Origin of the sequence: Nonomuraea sp. NPDC049625 (assembly GCF_040675285.1) — a bacterium.
Classification (GTDB): Bacteria; Actinomycetota; Actinomycetes; order Streptosporangiales; family Streptosporangiaceae; genus Nonomuraea; species Nonomuraea angiospora_A.
In genome coordinates this window covers 1-23,296 of record NZ_JBFAOQ010000033.1, presented here as the reverse complement: position 1 = coordinate 23,296, position 23,296 = coordinate 1, and the positions used below count along the sequence as shown (strand labels likewise).

21 protein-coding genes and 1 pseudogene are annotated in these 23,296 nt (G+C 72.7%); 10 read left to right on the top strand and 12 right to left on the bottom strand.

What is annotated here, in order from left to right; translation table 11 throughout:
* Positions 1–62: 62 nt before the first annotated feature.
* Positions 63–863: a helix-turn-helix transcriptional regulator gene (locus AB0J87_RS61240; RefSeq protein WP_350724444.1), complete on the top strand. Its 801-nt coding sequence runs from the start codon at positions 63–65 to the stop codon at positions 861–863.
* Between the two features lie 10 nt (positions 864–873).
* Here the strand turns inward: AB0J87_RS61240 and AB0J87_RS61235 are convergent, their stop codons facing one another.
* A complete protein-coding gene (locus AB0J87_RS61235; RefSeq protein WP_363984814.1) occupies positions 874–1,755 on the bottom strand; it encodes a LysR family transcriptional regulator in 882 nt (293 codons plus the stop codon).
* Positions 1,756–1,828: 73 nt separating this feature from the next.
* Here AB0J87_RS61235 and AB0J87_RS61230 point away from each other — a divergent pair, with 73 nt between their 5' ends.
* The gene (locus AB0J87_RS61230; protein ID WP_363984812.1) at positions 1,829–2,497 is read left to right on the top strand and encodes a type 1 glutamine amidotransferase domain-containing protein; all 669 of its coding nucleotides are present in this window, start codon (positions 1,829–1,831) and stop codon (positions 2,495–2,497) included.
* 85 nt (positions 2,498–2,582) lie between these two features.
* Complete coding sequence (locus tag AB0J87_RS61225; RefSeq protein ID WP_363984810.1) at positions 2,583–3,548, top strand: alpha/beta hydrolase; 966 nt, start codon at positions 2,583–2,585, stop codon at positions 3,546–3,548.
* Here the strand turns inward: AB0J87_RS61225 and AB0J87_RS61220 are convergent.
* Entirely contained in the window at positions 3,526–4,617 is a 1,092-nt protein-coding gene (locus AB0J87_RS61220) for a helix-turn-helix domain-containing protein (RefSeq protein ID WP_363984808.1), read from the bottom strand. The two genes, AB0J87_RS61225 and AB0J87_RS61220, sit on opposite strands and share 23 nt — an antisense overlap.
* Positions 4,618–4,679: 62 nt before the next feature.
* Between AB0J87_RS61220 and AB0J87_RS61215 the strand changes: the two genes are divergently transcribed.
* From AB0J87_RS61215 to AB0J87_RS61205, 3 genes are read left to right on the top strand one after another with little or no spacing between them, the layout of a single operon-like run.
* Positions 4,680–5,783, top strand: a complete 1,104-nt coding sequence (locus tag AB0J87_RS61215; RefSeq protein WP_363984807.1) for an acyl-CoA dehydrogenase family protein — start codon at positions 4,680–4,682, stop codon at positions 5,781–5,783.
* The gene (locus AB0J87_RS61210) at positions 5,780–6,826 is read left to right on the top strand and encodes an acyl-CoA dehydrogenase family protein (protein ID WP_363984805.1); all 1,047 of its coding nucleotides are present in this window, start codon (positions 5,780–5,782) and stop codon (positions 6,824–6,826) included. Before AB0J87_RS61215 ends, AB0J87_RS61210 begins: the two co-directional genes overlap by 4 nt.
* Positions 6,823–7,644: a TIGR03619 family F420-dependent LLM class oxidoreductase gene (locus tag AB0J87_RS61205; protein ID WP_363984803.1), complete on the top strand. Its 822-nt coding sequence runs from the start codon at positions 6,823–6,825 to the stop codon at positions 7,642–7,644. The genes AB0J87_RS61210 and AB0J87_RS61205 overlap by 4 nt, the downstream gene beginning before the upstream one ends.
* Positions 7,645–7,680: 36 nt before the next feature.
* Here the strand turns inward: AB0J87_RS61205 and AB0J87_RS61200 are convergent, their stop codons facing one another.
* The 7 genes from AB0J87_RS61200 to AB0J87_RS61170 all read right to left on the bottom strand — a co-directional run bounded on the left by AB0J87_RS61200 (position 7,681) and on the right by AB0J87_RS61170 (position 16,588).
* The gene (locus AB0J87_RS61200) at positions 7,681–9,552 is read right to left on the bottom strand and encodes a CHAP domain-containing protein (protein ID WP_363984801.1); all 1,872 of its coding nucleotides are present in this window, start codon (positions 9,550–9,552) and stop codon (positions 7,681–7,683) included.
* Positions 9,553–9,828: 276 nt separating this feature from the next.
* Positions 9,829–10,578, bottom strand: coding sequence for a glucose 1-dehydrogenase (locus AB0J87_RS61195; RefSeq protein ID WP_363984799.1), 750 nt, complete (start codon positions 10,576–10,578; stop codon positions 9,829–9,831).
* Entirely contained in the window at positions 10,565–12,586 is a 2,022-nt protein-coding gene (locus AB0J87_RS61190) for an acetate--CoA ligase family protein (protein WP_363984797.1), read from the bottom strand. The genes AB0J87_RS61195 and AB0J87_RS61190 overlap by 14 nt, the downstream gene beginning before the upstream one ends.
* Positions 12,583–14,091, bottom strand: coding sequence for a class I adenylate-forming enzyme family protein (locus AB0J87_RS61185; protein WP_363984795.1), 1,509 nt, complete (start codon positions 14,089–14,091; stop codon positions 12,583–12,585). The genes AB0J87_RS61190 and AB0J87_RS61185 overlap by 4 nt, the downstream gene beginning before the upstream one ends.
* 15 nt (positions 14,092–14,106) lie before the next feature.
* Complete coding sequence (locus AB0J87_RS61180) at positions 14,107–14,430, bottom strand: VOC family protein (protein ID WP_363984793.1); 324 nt, start codon at positions 14,428–14,430, stop codon at positions 14,107–14,109.
* Positions 14,427–14,789 carry a Zn-ribbon domain-containing OB-fold protein gene (locus AB0J87_RS61175; RefSeq protein WP_363984791.1) on the bottom strand — a complete coding sequence of 121 codons (363 nt, stop codon included), beginning with the start codon at positions 14,787–14,789 and terminating at the stop codon, positions 14,427–14,429. Before AB0J87_RS61175 ends, AB0J87_RS61180 begins: the two co-directional genes overlap by 4 nt.
* 53 nt (positions 14,790–14,842) lie before the next feature.
* Positions 14,843–16,588 (bottom strand): serine/threonine-protein kinase, encoded by a 1,746-nt coding sequence (locus tag AB0J87_RS61170; RefSeq protein WP_363984789.1) that lies wholly within the window; start codon positions 16,586–16,588, stop codon positions 14,843–14,845.
* A gap of 167 nt (positions 16,589–16,755) precedes the next feature.
* Here AB0J87_RS61170 and AB0J87_RS61165 point away from each other — a divergent pair, with 167 nt between their 5' ends.
* A complete protein-coding gene (locus AB0J87_RS61165; protein WP_363984787.1) occupies positions 16,756–17,346 on the top strand; it encodes an isochorismatase family cysteine hydrolase in 591 nt (196 codons plus the stop codon).
* Positions 17,346–18,083 carry an SDR family NAD(P)-dependent oxidoreductase gene (locus AB0J87_RS61160; protein ID WP_350725322.1) on the top strand — a complete coding sequence of 246 codons (738 nt, stop codon included), beginning with the start codon at positions 17,346–17,348 and terminating at the stop codon, positions 18,081–18,083. The genes AB0J87_RS61165 and AB0J87_RS61160 overlap by 1 nt, the downstream gene beginning before the upstream one ends.
* A 15-nt stretch (positions 18,084–18,098) precedes the next feature.
* Here the strand turns inward: AB0J87_RS61160 and AB0J87_RS61155 are convergent, their stop codons facing one another.
* Entirely contained in the window at positions 18,099–19,241 is a 1,143-nt protein-coding gene (locus AB0J87_RS61155) for a serine hydrolase domain-containing protein (RefSeq protein WP_363984785.1), read from the bottom strand.
* Positions 19,242–19,279: 38 nt separating this feature from the next.
* Between AB0J87_RS61155 and AB0J87_RS61150 the strand changes: the two genes are divergently transcribed.
* The gene (locus tag AB0J87_RS61150) at positions 19,280–20,188 is read left to right on the top strand and encodes a cyclase family protein (RefSeq protein ID WP_363984783.1); all 909 of its coding nucleotides are present in this window, start codon (positions 19,280–19,282) and stop codon (positions 20,186–20,188) included.
* Positions 20,189–20,289: 101 nt separating this feature from the next.
* Positions 20,290–21,447, top strand: a complete 1,158-nt coding sequence (locus tag AB0J87_RS61145) for a phosphatidylinositol-specific phospholipase C1-like protein (RefSeq protein WP_350724477.1) — start codon at positions 20,290–20,292, stop codon at positions 21,445–21,447.
* Positions 21,448–21,490: 43 nt separating this feature from the next.
* Here the strand turns inward: AB0J87_RS61145 and AB0J87_RS61140 are convergent, their stop codons facing one another.
* Positions 21,491–22,699, bottom strand: a complete 1,209-nt coding sequence (locus tag AB0J87_RS61140; RefSeq protein WP_363984781.1) for a cytochrome P450 — start codon at positions 22,697–22,699, stop codon at positions 21,491–21,493.
* Between the two features lie 146 nt (positions 22,700–22,845).
* Positions 22,846–23,225: pseudogene (locus AB0J87_RS61135) on the bottom strand (RNA-guided endonuclease TnpB family protein); the annotation flags it as partial.
* Positions 23,226–23,296: the final 71 nt, after the last annotated feature.

Here is a 23,296-nt window from a genome sequence, read left to right as displayed (position 1 = left end):
GGTACTCGGAGTGGCAGGTTCGGCGTGTCCCGGCAGGGCGATCCACGGGCAGACTTGTACCCATGAACCGGGAACTCGGGGCATTTCTCCAGGCCCGCAGGAACGAGGTCACGCCCGAGGACGTGGGCCTGGCGAGCGGGCCGCGCAGGCGGGTGCGCGGGCTGCGCCGCGAGGAGCTGGCCGAGCTGGCGGGTATCAGCGTCGAATACCTCGTACGCCTCGAACAGGGCCGTACCGCCCAGCCGTCCGCGTCCGTGATGGACTCGCTGGCCAGGGCGCTGGACCTGAGCGAGGCCGAACGGACGCACCTGTTCGACCTGGCCGCGCCGCGGCCCCGCAGGCCGCGGCCGTCCGGCGGGGTGCGGCGGGAGCTGGTGGAGCTCATCGACCGCATGACGGACATCCCGGCCATGATCTTCGACCACCGCCTCGACCTGCTCGCCTGGAACCGGCTGGCCGACGCGCTCTTCCCCGGCCTCTGCCGCCCCGGCGCCAACCTGGCCAGGTACAACTTCCTCGCCGAGCCCGACCTGTACGCCGACCGCGAGGAGGTGCTCCGGGCCACGGTCGGGCAGCTCCGCCTGGCCACCGGCCGCCACGCCGACGACCCGGCGCTGACCGCCCTGATCGGCGAGCTGTCGGTGCACAGCCATCGGTTCCGCACCCTCTGGGCCGGCCGCGTCGTCAAGGAGCGCACCAACGGGGTCAAGCGCTTCACGCATCCGGTGGTGGGTGAGCTGGCGCTGCGGTACGAGACGTTCGACCTGCCGGGCGGGTCGGGGCAGCGGCTGAGCCTGCTCCACCCCGAGCCGGGCGGCGCCAACGAGGAGTCGCTGCGGCTGCTCGCCTCGTGGTCCGCCTAGCAGGGTCCGCCTAGTACGTGGGGGCGCTGCGGAACGCCTCGATGAGGTGCGCGCGTACCCTGGCCACCGCGGGCTTGGCCAGCGCGCCCGAGCGGACGGCCAGGTGGCCGGTGTTGATCGGGGCCTCGTCGGGCTCGGCCAGCGTGACGAGCGTGCCCGCCGCCAGGTCGCGGCGGCACAGGTAGGCGGGCAGCACGGAGACGCCCATCCCGGCCCTGACGGCGCTGAGCACGCCGCGCAGGTCGGGGATGACGACCTGCGCCGCCATCGCGGGCCGCCTGCCGAACACGGAGCGCCAGTAGCGGCGCACGATGGGCAGGTCCTCGGCGTAGGCCACCAGCGGCACCGCCGCCAGCTCCCTCGGCCCCACCCCGGCGAGCCCCAGGGACGGGGCGGCGACCAGCAGGAACTCCTCGTCGTAGAGGGGGTCCGCCTGGACGCCGCGCACCCGGGGCCGGATCGTGGAGATCACCAGGTCCAGGCGCCCGGCCGCGAGGTCCGCCAGGAGGTCGTCGGACAGCCCGAGCGTCGTGCGGAGCCGCAGCCCGGAGCGCACCAGCGGGGCGAGCATCGGCATCACCTCCTCGCACAGGAACTCGGCGGGCCCGCCCAGGTGCACGGCCGCGTCCGAGGGCAGCTCCGACTCCACCACCCCGTCCAGGGCGTCGAGCGAGGGGGCCACCCGGCGGGCCAGCTCGTCGGCGGCCGGCGTGGGCGCCACCCCGCGCGGCAGCCGGTCGAACAGCGGCCGGTCCAGCACCGACTCCAGCGTCTTGACCTGTGCCGTCACGGCCGGCTGCGACAGGCCGAGGGTCTGCGCGGCGGCCGTGATGGAGCCGGTCCTGTGTACCGCGAGGAACGTCCGCAGCAGGTCGAGCGAGATTGGCGACATATCACTATTCTGATACCTACGGCGCTATTTCGTTATTTGTTACTTATGGCGGGCCGGGGCGACGATGTGAGACATGAACAAGCGCATTCTCATCGCCCTGACCAGCCATGACGACCTCGGCGGCGTCGAGCGGACCGGATACTACGTGCCGGAGGCGGCCCACCCCTGGGAGATCTTCCGCAAGGCCGGCTACGAGGTGGACGTCGCCAGCGTGCGGGGCGGGCAGCCGCCCCAGGACGGGTTCGACGCCGCCGACCAGACCCAGGTGGCCTTCCTCGCCGCGATCGGGGAGCGCGACACCGACCGCCTCGCGGACGTCGACGCCTCCCGTTACGACGCCGTGCTCTACGCCGGAGGCCACGGCACCATGTGGGACTTCCCCGACGACCCGGACGTCATCCGCGTCGGGCGCGAGGTGTACGAGCGGGGCGGCGTGGTCGCGGCGGTCTGCCATGGCCCGTCCGCGCTGGTGAACCTGACCCTCTCCGACGGCTCGTACCTGGTGGCGGGCAAGCGGGTGGCGGCCTTCACCAACGAGGAGGAGCGGCTGCGCGGCGTGGCCGACGTGGTGCCGTTCCTGCTGGCTGACAAACTGGTGGAGCGTGGCGCCGAGCACGAGCCGGGCGCCAACTGGCAGGCTCAGGTCGTCGTGGACGGCAGGCTCGCCACCGGCCAGAACCCGGCCAGCGCCGCGCCCCTCGCGGAGCGCGTCCTCGACGTCCTCGCCGAACGGCGGGACTGAGGAGCGGAATCGCCGCCGGATGGCGGTTGTCTGCCAAGGCGCGGGCTCTGACCATCGAGGAGTGGCCCCATAGAAGGGATATCAGATGGCATTCCACCCCAACCTCGACCCAGAGATCCGCGCCTTTCTCGAGCGGACACCGTTCCCGACGTTCGACACGGCGAACCTGACGCCCGAGGAACTGCCCGAGCACCGTGCGCAGATCAACGCGTTCCTCGCCGCCGCGCCGCCGGCCGACACCGACGTGGTGATCGAGGATCGGCACGTGCCGGGGCCCGACGGCGCTCCCGACGTGCGGGTACGGATCTACCGCCCGGCGGGCGGCGGTGAGGGGCGGCCGGGTCTGTACTGGATCCACGGCGGAGGGATGATCATCGGCACGCCCGAGATCGACGAGGCGATGATGATCGGCTACGTCGAGGAGCTCGGGTGCGTGGCGGTCTCCGTCGACTACCGGCTGGCGCCCGAGAACCCCCATCCCGCGCCGGTCGAGGACTGCTACGCCGGGCTGGTGTGGACCGCCAAGGCGGCGGGCGAGCTGGGCATCGACCCGGCCAGGATCGTGGTCGGCGGCGCCAGCGCGGGCGGCGGGCTCGCCGCCGCCACCGTGCTGCTGGCCCGCGACCGGGGCGGCCCCGACGTGGCGTTCCAGCTGCTCGTCTGCCCGATGCTGGACGACCGCAACATCACCCCGTCCAGCCACGAGTTCACCGAGGCGGTGGTCTGGGACCGCAGCGCGAACCTCTTCGGCTGGACCGCCCTGCTGGGCGACCGGATCGGCACCGACGACGTGCCCCCGTACGCGGCTCCCGCCCGGGCCACGGACCTGGCCGGGCTGCCGCCGGCGTTCATCGACGTCGGTGAGCTGGAGGTGTTCAGGGACGAGGACGTCGACTACGCGCTGCGGCTGTCGCAGGCGGGCGTGTCCACCGAGCTCCACCTCTACCCGGGGGCCTTCCACGGGTTCGACGGGATGGTCCCGGACGCCGAGCTGTCCAAGCGGGCGCGGGCGGCCCGGCTGGCGGCGCTCAGGCGGGCGTTCGCGGTCTGAGGTTGGCGCGCAGCCGTACCAGGGCGAGGGCCAGGTGGGCGCGCAGGCGGCCGGCCGCGTCGGCGAGCGAGAAGCCCAGCACGGACTCGGCCCTGGCGATGCGCGCGGCCATCGAGCTGTGGTGCAGGTGCACGGTGGCGGCCGCGCCGCGGACCGAGCCCGCCAGGCACAGCGCCCGCACCGCCGCCAGGGACTCCTCGCCGAGCCGCTCCATCGCCCGGACGTCGGCCAGCCCCGCGACCGCCGGCTCCGGCAGGTCGGCGAACAGCGCCAGGGCCCCCAGCTCGGACCAGCGCATCACGCGATCGTGCGGGCCGGTGAAGCGGAGCGCGGTCCGCGCGCCGGCCCATGACTCGGCCGCCCGCGCGCCCGGCAGCTCGGGCCCGATGCCCACCCGCGACCCCTCGGGAAGGTCGCGGGGCAGGGTGGTCGCCACCAGGACCGCTTCCGTGTCGCCGATCCTGGTGGCGCGCACCTGGTGGCCCATGGCGCGCAGGCCGGCGGCGAGTTCCCGGTCCGGCCCCCGGTCCGGCCCCCGGTCCGGCCCCCGGTCCGGCCCCCGGTCCGGCAGGGCGATCGCCAGCGCCTGGAGCGGGGTGGAGGGGGCGAAGCCGAGCAGGCGCAGGGCACGGGCGCGTTCGGCCTCGCCGGTCTCGGCCGACAGCACCAGCTCCACCAGCGCGGGGTCCTGCCCCGAGCGTGCCAGCGCGGCCGCGCGTTCCAGGGTGACCTCGGCCGCCACCGCGTACCGTTCGAGGACGATCTCGTCGAGTCCGTGCGCCGGCCCCTCGCGCTCCATCCAGACCGCCCCGAGCCCGTCGCTCAGCTCCCTGACCTGGGCCGGGGCCTCGGCGGGCGTGTCCACGGCGCCGCGGGGCGACGTGCGGGTGCGGCGGCCGGTGGCCGCGTCGAGCAGCCCGACCGGGCATTGCGCCAGCCGCGCCGTGGCCGAGAGCAGCGTGGGCACGCTCACGTGGTCGCGAAGCAGCGAGTCGAAGTAGGCGATCACCCGCACCGCGCTCTCCGCGTCGGCGTCGAGCGTGGACAGCTTCAGCAGCAGTCCCTGCATGGCCAACAGACTATGTCCGCAAACCGCTGTTCGGGTTACCAAGCGTGCGCTAGGTTGGTTATGTGGATCTCGACTTCTCCCCGGCCGAGCAGGGCTTCCGCGCCGAGGTTCGCGACTGGCTGCGCGCGCACGTGCCGGGACCGCTGCCGTCCATGGACACCCCCGAGGGCTTCGCCGCGCACCGCGCCTGGGAGGCGCTGCTGGCGGACGAGCGGCTGTCCGTCGTCTCCTGGCCCGAGGAGTACGGCGGGCGCGGCGCCTCCCTGATCGAATGGCTGATCTTCGAGGAGGAGTACTGGGCCGCCGGAGCCCCCGCCCGGGTCACCCAGAACGGCATCTTCCTGCTGGGCCCCTCGCTCATGCGCTTCGGCGCGCCCGAGCAGCGCAGGCGGTGGCTGCCGAGGATGGCCAGAGGCGACGACGTGTGGGCGCAGGCCTGGTCGGAGCCGGAGGCGGGCAGCGACCTGGCGGCCCTCACCTCGCGCGCCGAGCCCGTGCCCGGCGGCTGGCGCCTGTACGGGCACAAGACGTGGAGCTCGCGGGCCGCCTACGCCACGCACGGGTTCGGCCTGTTCCGCACGTCGGGGACGCGGCACAAGGGGCTGACGTACTTCCTCTTCCCCCTCTCCGACGTCGCCGTGCGGCCGATCGCGCAGCTCGACGGGCTGCCGGGGTTCGCGGAGCTGCACTTCGACGGGGTGTTCACGCCTGATTCGATGGTGCTCGGCGAGGTCGGCGAGGGCTGGCGGGTCGCGATGGCCACCACGTCCTCCGAACGCGGCCTCACCCTGCGCAGCCCCGGCCGCTTCCTGGCCACGGCCGACCGGCTGGTCGCGCTGGCCCGCTCCTCGGGCGACCCCGTGGCGGCCGACCGGGCCGCCAGGTGCTGGACCGAGGCGGAGGCGTACCGGCTGCACACGTTCGCGACGGCGCGGCGGCTCATGGCGGGGGAGGAGATCGGCTCCGCGTCCAGCATGGGGAAGGTCTTCTGGTCCGAGCTGGACCTGCGCATGCACGCCCTGGCCATGGAACTGCTCGGGGACCGGGCGGGGGAGGAGGGCTGGCTGGACGGGTTCCTGTTCTCGCTGGCCGGGCCCATCTACGCGGGCACGAACGAGATCCAGCGCAACATCATCGCCGAACGGGTCCTGGGGCTGCCACGATGAACTTCGGATTCACGGACGAGCAGCTCGCGCTGGCCGCCACTGTGCGGGACGTGCTGCGGGCGCACTGCCCACCGGCCGCGCTGCGGTCCGAGCGGCGGCCGGCCTGGGAGCAGCTGGCCGCGCTGGGGTTCTTCGGCCTGCTGGCGCCTCCCGAGTCCGACGGGCTGGGGCTCGGGCTGGCCGACGTCCTGCCCGCGCTGGAGGAGACCGGGCGGGCGTGCCTTCCTGGGCCGGTCGTCGAGACCGCCGTGGTGGCGCCGTACCTGCTGCCGGACAACCCCAAGCTGGCCTCCGGCGCGCTGTGCGTCGCCGTGCTGCCGCCAGGGCAGGCGTACGCGCCGGACGCCGACCTGGCCGATCTGCTGCTGGTGGCGGGGGACGGCGGGTGGCGCCTGGTCGCCAGGGAGTCGGTACGCCTGGTGCCCAGGACCGGGGCGGACCCGTGCCGTCCCGTGTTCGAGGTGGCCTTCGACGAGTCCGAGGAGCTGGGCGGCCCGGTCGAGCGGGTGCTGCGGCGGGCCGCGGTGGCGACGGCGGCGCAGCTCATCGGGGTCGCCAGGGAGCTGCTCGCGGTCACCGTCGCGTACGCGCGGGTGCGGACGCAGTTCGGTGCGGCGATCGGGTCGTTCCAGGCGGTCAAGCACCAGCTCGCCGACGCGGCCGTGGCGGTGGAGTTCGCCGCGCCGCTGGTGCACCGGGCGGCCCTGTCGGTGGACCGGGCGGCCGAGAGCGTGGACCGGGCTGACGGAACCGTGGACGGGGCCGGTGGGACCGCCGATCGGGATGTCGGGATCGTGGATCGGGCCGGAGGGGCCGCCGACCGGGATGTGAGCGCCGCCAAGGCCGCCGCCGGTGAGGCCGCCGTGCTGGCGGCCCGGGTGGCGCTGCAGGTGCACGGCGCGATCGGCTACACCGAGGAGCTGGACCTGCGGTTCTGGCTCGCGCGGGCCTGGTCGCTGTCGGCCGCGTACGGCACCACGGCGTCGCACCGGGAACGCGTCCGAACCGCCCTCCTGGGCGGCGACCTGCGGAGGTGGCCATGAAGTTCGGAGTGCCGCTCGGACTGGTGCATCCGGACGTGTGGAAGGACGTGGCGGTGGCGGCGGACGAGCTGGGGTTCGAGTCGGTGTGGCTGCCCGAGCACCTCGTCTTCGCCACCGACCTGTCGCTCGCCCATTACCCGGGCACGTCCGACCCGGGGATCAAGCCCGGCACGCCGCTGTTCGACGCGCCCGCGTACCTGTGCTGGCTCGCCGCCTTGACCTCCCGCGTCCGGCTCGGTACGGCGGTGCAGCTCCTCGCGCTGCGCCACCCCTTCGTGTCCGCCCGCGCGTTCGCCACCCTGGACGTGGTCTCGTCGGGACGGGCGATCTGCGGGGTCGGCGCCGGCTGGTACCGGGGCGAGTGGGAGGCGGCCGGCGTCGAGTTCCGCACCCGGGGAGCCCGGCTGGACGAGGCGATCGAGGTGGTCAGGCGGCTCTGGAGCGAGCCGGTGGTCACCCATTCCGGGAGGTTCTACTCGTTCCCCGAGGTCGCGTTCGAGCCCAAGCCGGTGCAGCGGCGGCTGCCGGTGCTCGCGGGCGGGGAGTCGGCCGCCGCGCTGCGCCGGGCCGCCCGGCTCTGCGACGGATGGATCAGCATGCCGCACACCCTCGAGTCCATCAAGCCGCAGCTCGACCGGCTGGGGGCGGGGGTGCCGGTGACCGCGCACGCGTACGCGCTGGCCTCGCCCGACGAGGTGCCCGCCTGGGCGGCGCTGGGCGTGGAGCGGCTGATCGTACGGCCCTGGAGCCGCAGCCGGGACGCGGTGTCCCGGCTGGCCGCCTTCGCCGCCGACTACGGGGTGGGGGCCGCCTCGTGAGGGTCGCCCCCGTAAGGGCCGCCTCGTGAGGGTCGCTCACGCGCGGTGGCGGCCCCGCCTCCGGGGCTGACCGGACGTGCTCCGGCCGGGCTGGCCGGGGGCGCTCCTGCCGGGCTGGCTCGGGGCGCTCCTGCCGGGCTGGCTCGGGGCGCTCCTGGCCGGGTGGCTGGAGGCGCCCCTGCCGGTGCCGCCCGCGCCGACCAGCTGGCGCTCGTCCTCCCGCCGGTGCGGCTGCGGGGACCCGGCGGAGGCGTGGCGGCGGCCCGCCAGCGGGGCGTCCTGCGCGAACGGCTGCGCGCCGCCGATGTGCATGCCCTGGGTGGGCGCCGGACGGCGGTGCCGGCGGCCGCGCAGCGGGAGGTCGGCCGTCCCGGGCTCGTCGGAGGGGCGCCCGAGGCGGCGGCGACGTCCCTGGTACGTGGCGCCGATGTCGAGGACGTCGTCGCCCCTGCCGTCGGTCGGGCTGAAGGCGTCGAACGCGCTGGTCGCCTGGGGGATGACGATGCGCTCGAACGGCCCGGTGTCCACGAAGCGCTCCAGCGGTCCGGTGTCCACCAGGATCTCGACCGGCCCGCTCCGGGCGGGCTCGGCCGGCCGGGAGGCGAAGAAGGCGTCGAAGGGGTCGGCGTCCGTGGCGAGGTCGAAGGGACGCGTGTCGAGCGGGCGCCTCCGGCGTCCGGTGGCCCGGGCGGCGGGCTGGACGGCTTCCAGGGCCGTAACCGGCTGGAGGGCGTCCCGGGCCGCGGGGGCCAGTGCGGCGGTGTCCAGGGCTGCAGCGGGCTGGAAGGCTTCCAGGGCGGCTGCGTCCAGGGCGGCTGTGGCCGTGACAGGGTCCAGGGGCGCGGTCGGCTGGAGTGCGGCCGTTCGGCGGCTCGTACGGACCGGCTCGACCTCGAGCTTGCGGCGGCGACGGCGGCGGCTGGCGGCGGGGCTAGGCGTCGTGGCCCCAGCGGTGACCGGGGCGGCCCGCAGGCGGCGGGTCTTGGCCACGGCGAGCAGGGCCAGGGCCGCCACCAGGGCGGAGCCGACCAGCGTCGGCGAGGAGATGGCCGGCATCGGGCCGGTGGCCGAGGCGTCCGCGTGCGTGGGGATCGGTTCGGCGGTCGCCGCCGTGGTGTCGGCCGTCGCCGGCTTGGCGTGCTTGGCCTTCTTCGGCTGCTTGGGGCTCTCGGCGGTCGTGCCGTCCGAGGCGGAGCCGGTGGCGACCTTGGGGGAAGCGGGCGTGGGAGCCGCCTGAGGCTCCTTCTTCGCGGGGGAGCTTCCGGTCTCAGGGGCCCGGGCGGGCTCCTGGACCTCGCTGTGGGGGATCAGGGAGGTGAGCAGCTCGTTCCCGGAGAGCTGCTGGAGCGCACCGACGTCGGTGCCCGGCCCCGGCTGCAGGGCGGCCTGCTCCTCGGCCTTCTTCTGGGCCTCGCGCTGCTGCCGGGCCGCCTCCTCGTCCAGGCGGGACTTGATGCGCTCCGGGTAGCCGTACCCGACGACCTTGCTTGTGTCACGTTCCTTGCGCTTGGCGACGCCGCCGTCGATGTTGCCCTCGATGGTGAAGATCGTGTCACCCTCGACCCTCGTCACGATGCCGACGTGGTCGATGTTGTCGATGCTGTTCGAGCCGCTCCAGTCGTAGAAGACGAACGCCCCGGGCTTGGGCTTGTGGCCCCACGCCCCCTGCTCCTTGAACCACTCCGCGTGCGACACGGTCCACGCGAACTGCCCGATCCAGTCCTCGTACCCGAGCTTGTGCGCGGCCCACGAGAGGTACATGTCGCACCATGGGGCAGCGCTGTAGTCGGCGTCGAACTCGACGTTCTTGCCGTACCAGTTGCCGAACTTGGTGTACGCCCCTGATTTCTCGGCATACCCGAGCTGGCTCTCCAGCAACTCGATGTACTTCTGCATCTCTGGCGTCATGGAAGTATGGGGACACCTTCCGGGCAAGCCGGTTTGTCCGCATAGATCCCGGGTAAAGGGACACCCTGTGACTACTGGGACAAAACCGGAGGCTTGTCGTCTTCCGTGATGAGCGAGGCTACCGTGCCGTCTCGGCAGGTCAAGCCAGCACCAAGTGACGTTCAAGCTTTCCTAGACCAAGAACCCGCTGGTCAAAGATGTTGCCAGAAATGTCCAAGCTAAGGAGGTTTAATCCAAAAAGATCTACCTCGTACCAGGTGAGAGCCTTGCCCCGAGTCAGTACCCCGCGCCCGTGAGCAGCCCGCCGTCCACCGTGAACTCGCTGCCCGTGCAGTAGCTGGCCCGATCCGAGGCCAGGAAGGCCACCACGTGGGACACCTCCACCGGCTTGGCGAAGCGCTTGATGACCATGGACTTCACGAAGGCGTCGGCGTCGACCTCGTTCATCATGTCGGGGTCCATCGCCATCGAGGTGTTGATCGCGCCGGGATGCACCGAGTTCACCCGGATCTTGAACCGGGCCAGCTCTCGCGCCGCCGACTTGGTCAGCCCGCGCACCCCGAACTTCGACGCCGAGTACGCCGACAGCCCCTCGGCTCCGACGTAGCCCTCGATCGAGGAGATGTTCACGATGGCGCCCCGCCCGGCCGCCTTCATGGGGTCGATCGCCGACTTGATCCCGAGCCAGGTGCCCTTGAGGTTGACGCCGATCACCCGGTCGAAGTCCTCGGGCGACATATCGCTGATGCGCCGAAATTTCAGGATCCCGGCGTTGTTGACCAGCACGTCCAGCCGGCCGTGCAGCTCGGTGGCCGTCGCCACCGCCCGATCCCAGTCCTCGACGCTCGTCACGTCGTGATGGACGAACGCGGCCCCCGTCTCCTCGGCCAGCGCCTTCCCCTCCTCGTCCAGCACGTCACCGAACACCACCCGCGCCCCTTCCTCAAGGAACAGCCGCACGTGCGCCGCCCCCATCCCGCGAGCGCCACCGGTGATCAACGCGACCTTGCCCTCAAGCAACCCCATAACGCCCTCCAGCCGCAACGGCCACCGCCGCCGCCTCCATGGAGCGGTAGACGGGGATCCCCGCCTCCGCCGCGATCCGCCTCACTTCGTCCTCGACCCCCGGGGGCGCGCACTCGCCGTTCCTGGTGACGAGGGTGATCCTGGTGCCCGGCAGCGCGGCCTGCGCCTGCGCCACGGCCCGCGTGTAGGCGTACAGGGGCTCCGCCGCGTCCCCGTAGGTGAAGAACGCCTGGACGTTCACGTGCAGGACCACGTCGCCGTACGGCCTGCACCGCAGCAGCGCGGAGACCACCTCGGGCACGAGCCCGGCCCGGCCCAGGGGCCCGACCGGCACTTCGAGCGGGTTGCCGGAGGCCACCACCCCGAGCCCGCGCAGCGCCTCCAGGGCGTCCGGGGGCAGCGGGTCCAGCCGTACCCCCGCCAGGTCGAACACGTCCGCCGCCAGCACGCTCGCGCCCCCGCTCGGCCCCACCACCAGCACGCCGCCGGAGGCGGCGCCTGAGCGCGAGCCGTGCGCCTGGAAGTACGCCAGCACCCCGATCAGATCGTCCTGGGCGGCGACCAGCACCGCCCCCGCCTGCTCGGCCACCGCCTCCCACACCCGCCGGTCGCTCACCATGCCGCCCGTGTGGGACGCGGCCGCCTCCTGCCCCTGCCCGCTCCGTCCGCCGACCAGCAGCACCACCGGCAGCTCCGCGGCGCGCAGCGCCTCGAACAGCTCGCGCCCGTCACGCGGGTCCTCCAGGTACAGCCCGACGGCCCGCGTCTCCTCGTCCCGGGCGAGCCAGCGCAGCAGCTCGGCGGGGGTCACGTCGGCCGAGTTCCCCACGGTGACGACCCGGCTGAACGCCAGCCCGCGCCGCTCCCCGACCTTGATCACCTCGCCCGCGAGCCCGCCGCTCTGCGAGATCAGCGCCACCGTCCCGGCGGGCCCGAGCCCGCCCCCGACGAACGTCTGCCGTCCCCGAGGGCTGTACACGCCCATGCAGTTGGGCCCCAGCAGCCGCGTGCCCGCCGCCCGCGCCGCCTCGACCAGCCCCTCCTCCAGGTCCGGCCGGCCGGTTTCGGCGAACCCGCCGCTCATCACCTGCACGAACGGCACCCCGCGCGCCTCCCGCAGCACGTCGGCGCAGCGTTCGGCGGGCACGGCCATGAGGGCGTAGTCCACGTCCGCCTCGGCGAGGGACGGCACGGCCGGCACCCCCGCCACCTCGGCCGCCGTCGGATGCACGGCCACCAGCGGGACGCCCGCGGCGCGGTAGAAGCCGAGGAACATGTTCCCGAAGTTCGGCCTGGTCGTGGAGGCCCCGACGACGGCCACGGCCTTGGGCTCGAAGAGCGGCAGGAAGTCCGTCGCCGCGCGGGACGCGCCCGCCACGGGTCCCGGGGAAGGCAGGTAGCGGGCGTCGACCGCGATCACCCCGGAAGGGCCGGCGATCACCGGGTTCAGCTCGAACTCGCCCAGTTCGAGCCGTTCCCACAGCCCACCCGGGCCGCCGACCGTCATGAGCAGTTTGACCACCGCGTCCACGTCCACCGGTGGGCCGCCGCGGCTCCCGTACAGGACGGAGGACCCGCGCAGCGACGCCAGCATGCGCCGCGCGTCCTCCTCCGAGATCGGGCAGAGCCGCAGCGCCGTGTCGCGCAGCGCCTCCGTCCACACCCCGCCCAGCCCGGCGAGGAGCACCGGCCCGAACCCGGGGTCCCGCACCAGGCCCACGATCAGCTCCACGCCGGCCTCGGCCTGCTCCTCGACGAGGAAGCCCGCGACCTCCAGCCTGGCCCGCATGCCGGCCGCCGCCGCGGCGAGGTCCTCCTTGGAGAGCCCCAGCGCGACGGCGCCGACGTCCGACTTGTGCACCAGTCCCGGGCCGAACGCCTTCAGCACCAGCGGCTCGGCCAGCTCCCCGGCCCGGTCGAAGTCCAGGTCGTGCACCACCATCCCGCGCGGCACCGGCACCCCGGCCGCGCTGAGCAGCGCCTTGACCTCGTGCTCGTACGCGCTCACCCGAGCAGCTCGCGGATCTTCCCGCGCAGCAGCTTGCCGGGACCGCCGGAGGCGTCCTGCGAGTGCGGCAGCGCGTCGGCCACCACGATGTGGTCGGGCCGTTGATGGGCCGGCAGGGTGTCGGCCAGCGCGAGCGCCAGCTTGGACGCGTCCAGCGTGTGCCCCGCCCGCGGCACGACAGCCAGCAGGACCTCCTGCTCGGAGGCCCCCTCGGGCACGCCCACCGCGCCGGCCTCGGCCACGCCGTCCAGCGCCGAGACCGCCTCCTCGATCACGACCGGCTGCGTCCAGACGCCGCCCTTGAGTATCGAGTCCTCCCGCCTGCCCAGCACGCGCAGCACGCCGTCGGGGGAGAGCGTGCCGAGGTCGCCGCCGACGTACCACTCGCCGCGCAGCACCTCGGCCGTCCGCTCGGGCAGGCCGTCGTAGCCGGTCATCCGGTGCGGTCCGGCCAGGTTGATCTCACCCACCTCGCCGACCACGCACTCGCCGTTCGGGTCCGTGATCCGCACCGCGTTGCCGGTGCGGGGACGGCCGGAGGAGCCGAGCGGGATCGTACCGTCGTCCACCCGGCCCATGCACGTGTACGGGGCCTCGGTCTGGCCGTAGTAGGAGTACACGCCCGCCTGCGGCAGCCTGGTCTTGATCCGTTCGAGCATGGTCGCGGTCAGCGGCTCACCGCCCAGCATGATCACCTGGATGGACGACAGGTCTACGTCCTCGTGCTCGGGGGACGCGAGCAGGGCCGCGTAGAACGAGGGGATCTGCGAGAGATGCGTGACCCGTTCGCGGGGGACGACGCGCAGGAAGTTCGCCGGGCCCCAGTCCTGCTCCAGCACCAGCCGCATCCCGGCGTACAGGGCGGGCCCGACGATGGCCGGGAAGCCGATGCCCCAGATGATCGCGCCCGTCCCGAACACCGAGTCGGGGCCGCGCGGCACGTCCAGCCAGATCTGCGCCGTGGCCAGCGACGACGCGTGCGTGTGCACGACCGCCTTCGGCAATCCCGTCGTGCCCGAGGTGTAGTAGAGGGCCAGCGGGTCGTCGTACCAGCCGCTGATCGGCGGCTCCTCGTCGGAGGCGCCTTCGAGCTCCCGCACGTCGATCCACGTGGTCACGCCGGGCAGCGAGTCCCTGATCTGCGCGACCACGCCCTCGACCGTCGCGTCGTACACGAACGCCGTGCACCCCGAGGCCGCCACCACGTCACGCAGCGTCTCCACCGGCCAGTACGGGTTCAGCGCCGCCGTCACCGCCCCGATCTTGGCCTGCGCGAGGTAGACCTCGGCCACCCGCAGCGTCTCGTTGAGCAGCGCCGCCACCCGCCGGCCCGGCCCGACCCCCTTCTCCAGGAGGGCGTGGGCGCGGCGGTTGACGTTCCTGTTGAGCTGGTCGTAGGTGAAGCTCTGCTCGCCGCAGTACGTGAGCGCGACCTGGTCGGGCGTGCGCAGCGCTCCGGCGGTCAGGATCGCGTGGCCGTAGTTGCCGTAAGGTGATCGCGCCATGGGGGAGGCCTCCAGTCAGAGGGGCTGATAGAGCACGAAGACGTTTCCTGAGGGGTCGCGCAGCACCGCCCGGATCTCGTGCGGCCCCTTCTCGGGCTCCCGCACCACCTCGCCGCCGCGTTCCGTCAGCTCCCGCACGGCGTCCGCCACGTCGTCCACCTTGTACGACGGCGCGACCGAGGTCGTGACGTGCTCCGCGGGCCCGGCCAGCGCCACGGTGACCCCGCCGCCGTCGAGCGCCGCGAACCTGTCACTGTCCCTGAACTTCACCGGCAGCCCGTAGAAGGCGATCGCCTCGTCCAGGTTCGCGACGGGGATGAGCACGTTGCCGAGCTTCACGCGGGCCTCCAATGGGGGAGTTCGTCGATGAACGTCACGCGTACCGGCATGCCGACCCGTACCTCGCCGGGGGCGCACCCCACCACGTGCCCGAACGCCCGCACGCCGGCCGGCAGGTCCACCCAGGCCATCACGTACGGCTCCCGGCCCCGGTAGGCGGGGGCGAACGAGCGGTGCACGACGGTGAAGGTGTGCACGACGCCCTCGCCCTCGACCGGCTCGAAGACGAGCTCCCCGCCACCGCACCAGGGGCAGGCCGCCTCGGGGAGGTGGACGCGGCGGTCGCAGGACGTACAGCGCTGGACGACCAGCTCGCCGCGCCTGCAGGCGGCCCAGTACGCAGAGGTGTCACCGCTCATCGCTTGCCAAGCTAGCGCACGCTTGGTTGCCCCACAAGGCCCTCACTCAGCCGCTAAAAGGGTGGCTCCTCCTCGGGCGTCGAGAGGAGCATCATGGGCTCCTCGGAGGGCCGGCCGGTGGGCTCGTCCGACGATCGGGCGAAAGATTCCTCCGACGGCGTGGGCGTCCCGACGGCCGTCCTGCTGTGCTCCTCTCTCGGCGTAGGCGTAGGCGTAGGTGTGGGCGGGTGGGGAGTCGGCGTAGGCGTGGGGCAGGCGGGACCGTCGACGGCGACCTCGCTCACCTGCGGCCCGTTCCCCGCCGCCGGCTCCGTCATCACCACGATCCCGACATACGCCCGCTTCCCGCAGGGAACGCCTCCAGGATCGTGCGTGACGGCACTGGTGTAAGCCGTGCTCCCCCGTAAGGTCCGCGTCTCCTGCCGCACCGTCCGGGCCGCCCCGCCCTCCCCCTCCCGCCGCGTGTACGAGATCCGCAACCGTACGGGCCCCGTGCCGTCCGCCGAGACCGTGATCGCCCCCGCCGTGCCGCTCCACCCCACGATGCCGGCGGCCCGCACCGCGGTCGGACGCGGCACCGAGGTCCCGCCCTGCCGCACCGTCGGAGGAAGGCTGGGAGGAGGGCTGGGAGGAGGGGAGACCGTGCGCGCGGGCGTGCTGCGCCGGGGAGCCGCGGAGGTCCGGGTCCGGGTGGGCGGGGCCGCGTCCACGGGCGCCGGCTCCGGCTCGGTCTGCGCCGTCTTGGGCGGCGGCATCAGGATCGTGCCGGGCCCCGGAGGCATGCGCCCGCCCGACAACATGAGCGAGATCGCCACGGCGGCCACCGTCGCCACCGCCACCCACAGGTACGGCGGCAGCCGGGGCATCCGCAGCACCCGGTCCCGGAGGGTGGTCGTGACTCCGGAGGCCCGCTCGGTCCTGGCCAACGGGAAGCGCAGGGCCAGCAGCGTGGCCAGCTCGCCCAGATGCCGCCGCCCGCGCTTCTCCCAGTCCGGGCCGTACCCGGCGACCGCGTCCTCCTCCAGCTCCGCCGCGAACTGCCGGGCCGAGGCGTACCTGGTCGCCGGGTCCTTGGCCATCCCGCGCCTGAGCAGGTCGCGCAGCGAGTCGGGCGCGACCTCCAGCGGCACCGGCTCCACCAGGTGCTTGTCCCGCACGGCCGGGACGTCCAGCGTCCCGTCCTCGCCCTCCTTGACGGCCCGGTACGGCGGACGCCCCCTGACCGCCTCGAACAGCACGCACGCCGCCGCGTACACGTCCGCCGGCGGCCCCGCCCGGTCCTGCGTCCACAGCTCGGGCGACATGTACTCGGGGCTGCCCGCGGGCACGCCCGGCTCCTCCGCGTGCACGACCACGCCGAAGTCGGCCAGCTTGCTGGTGCCGTCGGCCTGGACCAGGATGTTCTCCGGCTTGACGTCGCGGTGCGGCACCCCTCGCTCGTGCGCGGCGGCCAGGGCCAGCAGCGTGCTCTTCAGCACGGTGAGGGCCGCCTCCGGGCTGATCCCGCGGTGCTCGTCCAGCAGCGTACGCAATGACACGCCGTCCACCAGTTCCATGACGACGGCCGCTCTGGTGGGGGTCTCGACGTACTCGTAGAGCCGGACCACGTTGGGGTCGTCGATCTCGACGAGCTCGTGGGTGTCCGACCGGAAGCGGTCCATGAACTCGGCGTCCCTGCGCAGGGTGGCGTTCAGGTACTTGATCGCCACGTAGGCGCCGGTCTGCTGGTAGGTGGCGAGGAACACGCGGCCGGTACGGCCCGCGCCGAGCTGGCGAACTTCACGGTAACCAGGGACCAAGTCGAACCCCCATCAGCAGCCGTCATCGATTCGACGGTCTCACCCGGGGTTCGGGTTGTCACGACTGGAGATATTTCGCCGGGCGTTAATGCGAAATAACCCTGTGTCGTGGGTGATATGCTGAGGCGTCCCAAGCAAGCGCTCGGCTAAATCGACGGAGGTCGCCTGTGGAGCGCGTGGCCGTGCTGGTGATGGAGATGCAAAGGGGCGTCGTCGGCGATCTCACGAAATTTCCGGATCTGGTGGCGGCCTGTGCGCGGCACGACGTCGTCGCCAACGCCGCCCGCCTCCTCCACACGGCCAGGTCGGCCGGCATTTCGGTGATCCACTGCACGGCGGCCTTCCGCCCCGACCGGTCCGGCTCCCACACGGACAACTGCCCGTTCATCGTCGCCCTGCTCAAGGACCCCGGCCACATGCTGGAGGGCACGGCCGCCACCGAGGTCCTCCCGGAGCTGTGGGACGGCGGCGACCTGGAGAGCCGCCGCCATCACGGGTTCTCCCCGTTCACCGGCACCTCGCTCGACATGACGCTGCGCTCCCTGGGCGTCTCCCACGTGGTCGCGCTGGGGGTCTCGCTCAACCTCGGCATCCCCGGGCTCGCGCTGGAGGCGGTCAACCTGGGCTACCGGGTGACCGTGGTCAGGGACGCGGTGGCGGGCATCCCGGAGGAGTACGCGCAGGCCGTGCTGAAACACACGGTCAGCCTCCTCGCCACCCGCGCCACCACCGCCGACCTTGTTGAGATGTGGAAGTGATGGACGGGCTGCGCCTGGACGGGCGCGTCGCGGTGGTCACCGGCGGAGCGGGCGCGATCGGCGCGGCCATCGCCACGGACCTGACCGCGCTGGGCGCGGAGGTCGTCGTCGCCGACGTGGACCTGCCGAACGCGGAGAAGGTGGCCTCCGGCCTGCCCGGCGCGCGGGCGCTGGCCGTCGACCTGACCTCGCCGGCGTCCGTCGCGGAGTTCGGCGGCGCCGTGGGTCCCGTGGACATCCTGGTGCACAACGCCGGGGTGTCGATCGTGGAGCCGTTCACCGAGAGCGACCCGGCGAACTGGGACCTCATGTGGCAGGTCAACCTGCGCGGGCCGATGCTGCTCACCAAGCTGCTGCTGCCCGGGATGGCGGCCAGGGGGCGGGGGCGGCTGGTGTTCATCTCCTCGGACGGCGCCAGGGCGGGGTCGGGCGGCGAGGGCGCGTACGCGGCGACCAAGGCGGGCCTGTTCGGGCTGGCCAAGACGATCGCCCGGGAGGCCGCCAAGGCGCACGTCACCTCGAACGTGGTCTGCCCGGGCCCCACGGACACGCCGATGCTCCGCCGGGTGTCGGCGGCCGAGCCGGGGCTGGTGGACAGGATCGCGCGGGGCATCCCGCTGCGCCGCCTCGGCACGCCCGCCGACGTGGCGGGCCTGGTGTCCTACCTCTGTACGGACCGCGCCGCGTACATCACCGGGCAGACGCTGTCGGTGAGCGGCGGCGTCACGATGCAGTGAGCGATCATGCGGCGGTCAGAGCGAGTCGTAGACGGCCTGCACCAGGCGCAGGCCGCGCAGGTTGCCGGAGACGGCGTTGGCCATCTTGTTCATGACGTAGCCGATGCCCAGCCCGCGCTCCGGGTCGCCGATGCCGAGGGAGCCGCCCAGCCCGGAGTGGCCGAACGCGGTCTCGGACGGCATCGGGAACGTCATCGACGGCCGCATGTAGCCGAGGCCGAACGACGTGTCCAGGAAGAGGACGCGGTCGGGGCCGTGCACGCGGGGGCGTACGGCGTCCCGCAGCGTCTCGGGCCGCAGCAGGTCGCCCGCGATCAGCGACCGGTAGAACCCGGCCAGCCCCCTGGCCGTGGTGACGACCCCGGCCGCGGGCCAGCCGGCGCGCAGGATGACGGGGTGGTTCGCGCCGCCTTTGAGCCGGTGCATGCCGGGATTGCCGAGCGCCCGGTTCATGAGACTGTGCGGATCGAGCGCGGCCTTGGCCATCTCGGCCTGCCCTTCGGTAGGTGCCGGGCCCGCACCTGTTTGGGGGCTTTCGCCTGCCTTGAGGCGGGCCGTACGGGCGATCACCGTGTCCGGCGCTCCCACCCACAGCTCCAGCCCCAGCGGCCCGGCGATCTCGGCGGACACCAGCTCGCCGACCGACTTGCCCGTCACGCGCCTGATCACCTCGCCCACCAGGAACCCGTACGACAGCGCGTGATACCCGTGCGCCGACCCCGGCTCCCACAGCGGCGCCTGACCGGCGAGCCGGGCGGCGATGGCCGCCAGGTCCCCGAACTCCTCCACCGGCACCGGCTCCTCCACCACCGGCAGCCCGCTCTGGTGCGTGAGCAGGTGCTCGACGGTGATCGCCTCTTTGCCCCGGGCCGCGAACTCCGGCCACACGTCCGCGACGGCCCCCGAAACGTCCACCAGCCCCCGCTCGGCGAGCCGCAGCAGCACGGTGGCGGTGATCGCCTTGGTGCAGGAGTAGGCGAAGGCGGGCGTGTCGTGCTCCCACGGCCGGCCCGTGTGCCGGTCGGCCACGCCGCCCCACAGGTCCACGACCAGCTCGCCGTCCAGCTGGACGGCGAAGGCGGCGCCCAGCTCCGCCCCGTCGGCGAGCTGCCGCTCGAACACCTCGCGCACGCGGGAGAACCGCGGATCGCAGTGCATCACACCTCCGTGTGAGACAGGAGAAAGGAAGCGCTTACTTGGTTCACGAGCCTAACAACTGGGGACGATTCGGCCCAGACGATCAGCGTGGCACCCTCAACCTCCTCACCCCGGCCGTGGTGCTCGACGCGCTGCGCAGCGCCACCACGGGCGAGGTGCTGAGCCTGGCCATGCCGATCAGGGGCGCCACCTCCTCGCCCGCCCCCACGACGGTGCCGCACCTGCCGGGCCGCCCGCTGCCGCAGCACTTCATGTCCGTGGACGGCGGCGACTACGCGGCCGGCGCCCGCGCGATCGGGGAGGGCCTGTACGTGGCCGACGACGCGCTGGTCGTCAGCCACCACGGCACCACGACCCACATGGACGCGCTGTGCCACATGTGGTCCGGCGACGAGCTCTACAACGGCCACCCGGCGGCCCGGGTCCGCTCCTACGGGGCGACCAGGTGCGGCATCGAGCAGGTGGGTGGCGTGGTGGCCAGGGGAGTGCTGTTCGACGCGCCCCGGCGCCTCGGCCTCGACCACCTGCCGGCCGACTTCCGGATCCCGGCCGAGCTGCTGGCGGAGATCGCCACGCCGCGGCCGGGGGACGCCGCGGTGATCCGTACCGGGTGGCCCGCGGTGTGGGGCCGCTCGCGCGAGGAGTACTGGTCGGGCCAGCCCGGGCTGTCGGCGGAGGCGGGCCGCTGGCTCGCGGCGCACGACGTGTCCGTGGTGGCCTCGGACAACGCCGCCATCGGCGGGCTCAACGCCCGCGGGCTCGCCGACGAGGGCCTCGCCGACGACCTGCACCTCATCCTGCTGCACCGGCACGGCGTCCACCTGATCGAGATGCTGTGGCTGGAGGAGCTGGGGGAGAGGGGGTGTACGGAGTTCGTGTTCGTGGTGGCGCCGCTCAGGATCGAGGGAGGCACGGGCAGCCCGGTGACCCCGCTGGCCATCCTCTGACGTTCCCGCATATTTCCTAGCTCGTTTGGATATTTCGTGATCGACCGTTAACCCCTGACTTCGATGGTCTGTCCCGGTAAAACCCCTTTGCTAGGAGACCCATGCGCCGCCTCGCCCTCGTCGGCCTCGCCGCCACCGCCCTGACCGCGCTCGCGTCCGTACCCGCCGCGGACGCCACCACAGCCGCCACCACGGCCGGACGCGGGAACCTGCGGATCAACCAGATCCAGACCATGGCCACCCACAACAGCTACCACCGCGAGCTGACCGACGCCGAGAAGGACGTGCAGCGCAGGACCGACGCCAACTGGTGGAACCTGCAGTACTCGCACACCGCCCTGCCGAACCAGTTCGGCGCCCAGCACGTGCGCGGCATCGAGCTGGACGTCTTCCCGGACCCGCAGGGCGGCCTCTACGCCAACCCGCTGGTCAGGCGGGACGCCGGGCTGCCGCCGCTGAACGACCCCGCGCTCGCCAAGCCCGGCTTCAAGGTGCTGCACTGGGCCGACCACGACTACGGCACCAACTGCTCGGCCCTGGCCACCTGCCTGCGCCAGGTGCGCGAATGGTCCGACGCGCATCCCGGGCACGTGCCGCTGACGATCCTCACCGAGTTCAAGAGCACCGACCCGGCCAAGGAGGCGATGGGCGGCGCCAAAAGCCCGGCGTGGGACACCGCGCTGATGGACGCACTGGACGCCGAGATCCGGTCGGTGTTCCCCGGCGATCGGCTCATCACGCCCGACGACGTCCGGCGGCCGGGGCTCACCCTCGAACAGTCCGTGCTCAAGCACGGCTGGCCCGAGCTGTCCTCCTCGCGGGGCAAGGTCATGTTCTTCATGGACAACCAGGGCGAGAACATCCAGACGCCCTACAAGGCGGGCCGGCCGAGCCTGGAGGGGCGGGTGCTGTTCACGAACTCGCGTCCGGGCCGCCCCGACGCCGCCTTCGTCGGCTGGAACGAGCCGCAGGGCGCCAACACCGCGCAGATCCAGGACCTCGTACGGAAGGGGTACTACGTACGCACCCGGTCCGACGTGCCCTTCACCGAGGCCAGGTCGGGCGACACGAGCAGGCTGAAGGCGGCGCTGGACAGCGGCGCGCAGATGGTCAGCACCGACTTCCCCGTGATCGGCCTGTCCGCCAGGAACGGCAGCGACTACGTGGCGGAGCTGCCCGGCGGCGCCACGGCCCGCTGCAACCCGGTGAACGCCCCCTCCGGCTGCCGCGACCAGACCCTGGAGCACCTCAGCCGGTAGCCGGCCAGGTGACCTTTCAGTCGGCAGTCGGCCAGGTGGCCTTTCAGTCGGCAGTCGGCCAGGTCACCGGTAGGCATCTCACCCCGTACACCGAGGCGTCGTGCTTCAGCGGCACCTCGGTGGCGGGGACGGCCAGCCGCAGGCCGGGGAAGCGCTCGAACAGCGCCCGGTAGCCGATGCGCAGCTCGTTCCTGGCGAGCTGCTGCCCCAGGCACTGGTGCACGCCATGGCCGAACGCCAGGTGCCGCCGCGCGTCCGGCCGGTCCAGCCTGAGCGCGTCCGGATCCTCGAACACCGCGCCGTCACGGTTGATCACGGGCAGGGACAGGGCGACCGTCTCCCCCTTCCTGACCAGCTCACCCGCCACCTCCACGTCCTCGAGCGCCGCCCTGGACGGCGCTCCCTGGTGCAGGATCGACAGCCAGCGAAGCAACTCCTCCACGGCTCTCTCCACTGCGCCTCCCACTGCGCCTCCCACTGGGCCTTCCACTGCGCCTTCCACTGGGCCCTCTTCGAAGGGCAGTCCCTCCTTCAGCAGCGCGAACACGCCCAGGGCCAGCATGTTCGCGGTCGTCTCGTGGCCCGCCACGAGCAGGATCAGCGCGACGTAGGTCAGCTCCTCGTCCGTCAGCTCGCCGGTCAGGCCGCTGATCAGGTCGTCGCCCGGCTCGACCCGCTTGCGGCGTACCAGCTCGCCGAGATACGCGGTGAGGTCGGCCGTCGCCTGCGCGCCGTCCCTGTCGGGGGTGACGAGGGCGGCGCTGCGGTCCTGGAAGAAGTCGTGGTCGCTGTACGGCACGCCGAGCAGCTCGCAGATGACCAGCGACGGGATCGGCAGGGCGTAGGCCGTCACCAGATCGACCGGCGGGCCCGCCTTCGCCATGGCGTCGAGATGGTCGGCCGCGATCTGCTCGATGCGCGGCTCCAGCAGGCGCATCCTGCGCACCGTGAACTGCCCGGTGAGCAGGCGGCGGTAGCGGGTGTGCTCGGGCGGGTCGGTGGCGGCGAAGAACCCCGGCGGGGCGGGCCGGGCGGCACCACCGGGGCGCACCACGTGCACGGCGGCGTGCTTGAGCTCCTGCCTGGCGCTGAACCTGGGGTCGCCCAGCACGGTGCGGGCCGCCGCCATCGTCGTGGCCAGCCAGCCCTGATGCCCGTCGGCCATCTCCAGCCGGGCCATCGGCGGCAGGTCGCGCAGGCGCGCGGGCGGGTCGAAGGGGCACTCCTGGTTGCGTTCGATGGGAAGTCGCATAATTTTGAGAGTAGACTCTCAATTAAGAGTTGTATAGCGAATCATCGTCTTCTCCTGCGATTGGACTCGGGAGGCCGTACATCGGAGAATGCGGAGTCTTGGCTTTCCCCTTGTGGATGAGGGGTTCCAACGGTCACCCGTGGAAGTTCCTGTTTCATCGCCGGTCGCCCGCCTGAGAGGACTCTCGTTGAGGTCTTACACCAGCTCCGCAGGCGTTTTACTTGTCCGCCAGCCCGGCGGCCAAGAGGTTGCGGGCCGCGTTCACGTCCCGGTCATGGATCGCGCCACACACGCAGACCCATTGCCGGACGTTCAGCGGCATCTCGGTTTGCGTGCCCCCGCACGCCGAACACAGCTTGGAGGAGGGGAACCAGCGATCCACCACGACCACCACCCGCCCATACCAGGCGGCCTTGTACTCCAGCATGCCCCGCAACTCCCGCCACGAGGCATCGGAGATCGCGCGGGCGAGCTTGCCGTTCTTCACCATGTTGCGGACGGAGAGGTCCTCGATCACGACCGTTTGGATGCCCCTATGTTCGTCAAGTCGTCAGGCTGGGGCGGGAGCGTGGTCGGCTGTCGCTGCTTTGATCAAGG